The sequence below is a fragment of the Sphingomonas bacterium genome (assembly GCF_903644135.1).
Taxonomy (GTDB): Bacteria; Pseudomonadota; Alphaproteobacteria; order Sphingomonadales; family Sphingomonadaceae; genus Sphingomonas.
This window is the reverse complement of record NZ_CAHJXA010000308.1, coordinates 1-3,384: the sequence shown is the minus strand read 5'-3', so window position 1 is coordinate 3,384 and position 3,384 is coordinate 1. Positions and strand designations below refer to the sequence as shown.

The window sequence follows — 3,384 nt, the reverse complement described above, 5'->3', positions numbered from 1 at the left end:
CAGCGGCACCGCGGCGCCGTCGACGAACGGCCGCGCAGACGGCAGCCGGGCGCGCTCCGCCTCCAGCCATGCCGCCTTGCCCTCGGCCCAAGCCACCGCCTTGGCCAGGCCAGCGCGCCGCGGCACCACCAGCCGCGCGCGGCCGGTGGCGGGATCAAGCGCCAGCCGTATCTGCCGCGCGCTGGGATGGCGGACGATCTCGAACGGCAGGTCCGCCGGCTTCACAGCGGCCGGTCGACGACGTGGTTCTCCAGGTCGCCGACCTCGTCCTCGCTCACCGTCCAGCCGCGCACCGACTCGCGGGCACGGTGCACCGCCTCGCGGTCGCCGCTGACCAGGTAATGCCAGTCGGGCAGCGGCTCCCCCGCCGCGCGCAGCCGATAGGCGCAGGTCGAGGGCAGCCAGTCGATCCCGCGCTGCACCTTGGCGAAGGTCAGCCGCACGCATTCCGGCACATAGGCGCGGCGATTGCGGTAGTCCTTGCACTGGCCGCTGCGCCGGTCGAGCAGCCGGCAGGCGACGTTGGTCGCGACCAGCTCACCGGTGTCCTCATCCTCCAGCTTGTGGACGCAGCACTTGCCGCAGCCATCGCACAGCGCCTCCCACTGCGCGCGGTCGAGCGTCTCGATCGGTCGTTCCCAGAAGCGGTCGGTAGCCATCATGTCGCCCAGCGCCTGATCTCGTCGGCCACCGCCTGCGCGCCCTGCTCGGTCGGCAGCAGCGCCAGCGGCTTGTTGTCCGGGTCCATCAGATAGGCGGTGCGGCTGTGATTGACGAGGTAGCCGTCGCTCGATCCCGCGCCCTTGCTGTAATAGACCGCATATTCCTTGGCGGTGCGCGCGATCGCGTCGGGGCTGCCGGTCAGCCCGACGAAGCGTGGGTGGAAGGCGACGACGAAGCGGCCCAGCACCGCCGATGTATCGCGCGCCGGGTCGACGGTGACGAACACCGGCACCACCCGCGCCGCCAGCGCCGGGTCGCTCCCCTCCAGCAGGCGCAGGCCCGCGCCGATCGCCTGCGCGTCCGTCGGGCAGACGTCGGGACAGAAGGTGTAGCCGAAATACATGATGCGATAGCGGCCGGCGAAGCTGCGCTCGGTCACCGTCCGGCCAGCCTGGTCGACCAGCGCGAACGGGCCGCCGATCGCCGCACCAGCGAGCGGAGGTGTCGCATGGGGTGCGGCCGGGTGGCAGCCGGCAAGCGCCAGGGCCAGCAGGAAAGCGCGTTTGTTCATGACGCCGGCAGCCTTGATCTGATACCCGTTGGTACGCAAGTTCGTCGCCCACAGATCATCCGGGGATCGTCCGCCTCATGCCCTCAGCCCGCCTGCCCCTCCTCTCGTCCGTCATGGTCGCCATGGCGCTCGCCGCGGCGCCCGCACCGGCCCAGTTCCAGTCGGAGAGCTACAAGTTCCTGACCGCGATCAAGGACGGCAAGGGCGACGACGTCATCACCGCGCTGAACAAGCCCGGCAACACGATCGTCAACACGCGCGACGCCAGCACCGGCGAGACCGCGCTGCACATCGTCGTGAAGCGCGGCGATGCCGCCTATGTCAACTTCCTGCTGTCGCGCGGGGCCGATCCCAACGCGCGCGACGGCAAAGGCAACACGCCGCTGCTGCTGGCGGTGAACGGCGGTAATGAGGGGCTGATCCAGCTGCTCGCCGACGGCAAGGCCAACCCCAATCTCGGCAACACATCGGGCGAGACGCCGCTGATCATCGCCGTCCAGCGCCGCGACCTGGCGATGGTGCGCGACCTGCTGGCGATCGGGGCGGATCCCGACCAGCCCGACGTGATCGCGGGCAAGTCGGCCCGCGCCTATGCGACGCAGGACCCGCGCAACACCGCGGTTGCCAAGGTGATCGCCGACACGCCGAAAAAGGCCCGCCGCGCCGTCGCCGGTCCCAGACTTTAAGAGCCTCTAATAGGCCAGGCCGTCCGCCTCTGGGTCGGTCTGCGCGATCAGCCGCCACGCGGCGCGCCGAGCGAAGGCCAGGGTACAGCGCTTGCGCGCCGGCGCGGCGAGCGGCGTCGAATGTGCCTCGCGCACGATGGCGGCATCATAACGGTCGGCGACGATCACCCCGGTTCGCTCCGGCAGGAACGCCGCGGCGTCGAGCGGCGACAGGTCGAAGCCGGCCGGCAGCGCCCAGTAGAAGCGGTCGCAATGCGCGAGGTAGTCGGTCCACTTGCCGTCGCCGAGCAGGTCGGCGCGCGACACCTTGATCTCGACGATCACCAGATTGCCGCGCGCGTCGATCGCCATCAGGTCGGCGCGGCGACCACCGTCGAGCGGCACCTCCGCCATCGCGGTCAGGCCGTGGCGCAGCAGCATCCGCGTCACGCCCCGCGCCACCTCAGCCGCGCAGAGCGGGGAGCCGGGATCGTCGAGACAGGCGGCGGGAGGAGCGAGCGGGGCGGCCAACATGCCGTCGGAATAGAACATCAGGCGAACGGCGCAACCCCGGCGCGCGTCCGCCGACGCAGCGTCAGCGATAGAAGATGTGGTTGCCGATCGCGGCGACCATCACCCAGCGCGCGCTGGCGGCGATGCGGCGGGCGTGGAAATACAGGGCGTGGGAAGCGCTGCTCTCCCAGGCCTTGACCATCGCCACCTTGGCGATCGCCAGTGCGGTGCGATAGCTGGCGCGGGCGGTGTCGACCGTGGGGATGACGCCGCCATGGACGAACGAGAACTGGCCGTGCTGCTTGACCACCTCGCACAGATCGGCGGGGAAGCGGCCCGACCTGGCGCGGTTGATGATGACCTCCGCAACCGCGAGCTGTCCGTCGAACGGCTCGCCCTTGGATTCGAAATAGATCGCGCCGGCGAGGCAGCGCGTCGCCTCGTCGGCCACCGCCGCATCCTGCGCCGCGATCGCCGCCGCGAGCGTCTCGAACCGGTTCGGCTGGCTGGTGAGCGGCGTCGACAGCGCGTCGGTCGCGACCTGGACCGCCGGAACGATCATCGGCACGGGATCGGCAGCCAATGCGGGAGAGGCCAGGCCGGCTAGGGCCAGCATCATCGCCGCAATGGCTGCACGCACCAGACCCGACACAACGCCCCCATCGATCAGGGCTCCTGCGTCGGCGAGGCCGATCGGGGCGTCAATCAGGCCAGCATCGTTTCAGCGGCGAACCGTTCCGCCTGCGCGATGTCCAGCGCCACCACCCACAGGTCCGGGTCCCGCGCGCGCCGCCGTCGCCAATATTCGTCGATGTCGCCGGCGGGTGCCGACTCGATCAGTGCCGAGCCGCCGTCCGCGCCGATGCCGCGCTCCAGCAGCCGCTCGGGACCGCCCAGCTCGCTGACCACCAGCAGGATCGCGCCGCCCTGCGCATCGCCGCGCGCGCGCACCACCGCCATGCCGCCGGCGTC

6 protein-coding genes and 1 pseudogene are annotated in these 3,384 nt (G+C 70.9%); 1 reads left to right on the top strand and 6 read right to left on the bottom strand.

Going from position 1 to position 3,384, the window contains the following annotated elements; translation table 11 throughout:
* From HUU96_RS13515 to HUU96_RS13505, 3 genes and pseudogenes are all read right to left on the bottom strand, one after another.
* Nucleotides 1-225, bottom strand: a pseudogene (locus tag HUU96_RS13515) (M48 family metallopeptidase); the annotation flags it as partial.
* Nucleotides 222-662 (bottom strand): YcgN family cysteine cluster protein, encoded by a 441-nt coding sequence (locus HUU96_RS13510; RefSeq protein WP_254605232.1) that lies wholly within the window; start codon nucleotides 660-662, stop codon nucleotides 222-224. The gene HUU96_RS13510 and the pseudogene HUU96_RS13515, both read right to left, overlap by 4 nt.
* Nucleotides 659-1,234, bottom strand: a complete 576-nt coding sequence (locus HUU96_RS13505; RefSeq protein ID WP_174293273.1) for an SCO family protein — start codon at nucleotides 1,232-1,234, stop codon at nucleotides 659-661. The genes HUU96_RS13510 and HUU96_RS13505 overlap by 4 nt, the downstream gene beginning before the upstream one ends.
* Before the next feature lie 122 nt (nucleotides 1,235-1,356).
* Between HUU96_RS13505 and HUU96_RS13500 the strand changes: the two genes are divergently transcribed.
* Complete coding sequence (locus HUU96_RS13500; protein WP_254605231.1) at nucleotides 1,357-1,920, top strand: ankyrin repeat domain-containing protein; 564 nt, start codon at nucleotides 1,357-1,359, stop codon at nucleotides 1,918-1,920.
* A gap of 6 nt (nucleotides 1,921-1,926) precedes the next feature.
* On the opposite strand, the gene HUU96_RS13495 is transcribed toward HUU96_RS13500, so the two are convergent.
* From HUU96_RS13495 to HUU96_RS13485, 3 genes are all read right to left on the bottom strand, one after another.
* A complete protein-coding gene (locus HUU96_RS13495) occupies nucleotides 1,927-2,433 on the bottom strand; it encodes an MmcB family DNA repair protein (RefSeq protein WP_174293275.1) in 507 nt (168 codons plus the stop codon).
* Between the two features lie 61 nt (nucleotides 2,434-2,494).
* The gene (locus HUU96_RS13490; RefSeq protein WP_254605230.1) at nucleotides 2,495-3,052 is read right to left on the bottom strand and encodes a cell wall hydrolase; all 558 of its coding nucleotides are present in this window, start codon (nucleotides 3,050-3,052) and stop codon (nucleotides 2,495-2,497) included.
* 65 nt (nucleotides 3,053-3,117) lie between these two features.
* On the bottom strand, nucleotides 3,118-3,384 hold a 267-nt coding region (locus HUU96_RS13485; RefSeq protein WP_174293271.1), incomplete at its 5' end, for a DUF1491 family protein.